Annotated in this window: 1 protein-coding gene; it reads right to left on the reverse strand. The window is 29.7% G+C overall.

Annotation, left to right across the window (positions count from 1 at the left end):
• Positions 1-90: 90 nt before the first annotated feature.
• A complete protein-coding gene (locus tag WA340_RS14750) occupies positions 91-276 on the reverse strand; it encodes a hypothetical protein (protein WP_299036134.1) in 186 nt (61 codons plus the stop codon).
• Between the last annotated feature and the right edge of the window lie 373 nt (positions 277-649).

A 649-nucleotide genomic window follows, 5' to 3' on the forward strand; every position in this document is an offset into this window, starting at 1 on the left:
TGCGTTCTGCTATTCAATTCCACGTTATGATTCCGCAATTTTGGAATTCGATAGAGTAGCAGTGATCAATTCACGTTTTTTAAACTCCAATTAGTTATTTTCTTTTTTCTTTATATCTCTTATAGTTAACAACATTGCTGCAATCAGCAGTATATTTGAAATAATTCCAGTAAAAGGACCTTTTTTAAGGTTGTCAAAATCTAATTCAGCAATATTTAATATCATAAGAATGATACTTGCAATAAGTACGAAATAAACTACATAAATTCTTTTCATTTCCTTTGCTTTTATTTCTTTTTTAAACTCAGTTTCCGTTATGTTTTTTTGCGCAAAGTTCCGCTGTTTTCAAAGTTCAGAATTCGCACAATTTTCACATTTAGTTTTTAATTCCGCTATTGTAACCAACGTCTCTGTATATGGCTCGTAGCGTGCAAATTATGAAAATATTTTCGGATGTAGCACGAGCCGAATTTTTTAATTTTTCTTATTATATTTTCTCAATAAGCCAAATTAAAAAATTTGGCGGACTAGCAAATATACCTTAACTTCGATTAAGCAACTAACTAGCTATGAGCTATATACGTCTTAAGTTAGCAATCTATTAACTTTAACATTTAATCATAAAGAACCAAAGAGAGGAATAAGGTTA

It is taken from the genome of Mesoflavibacter sp. CH_XMU1422-2 (assembly GCF_037029245.1).
GTDB lineage: Bacteria > Bacteroidota > Bacteroidia > Flavobacteriales > Flavobacteriaceae > Mesoflavibacter > Mesoflavibacter zeaxanthinifaciens.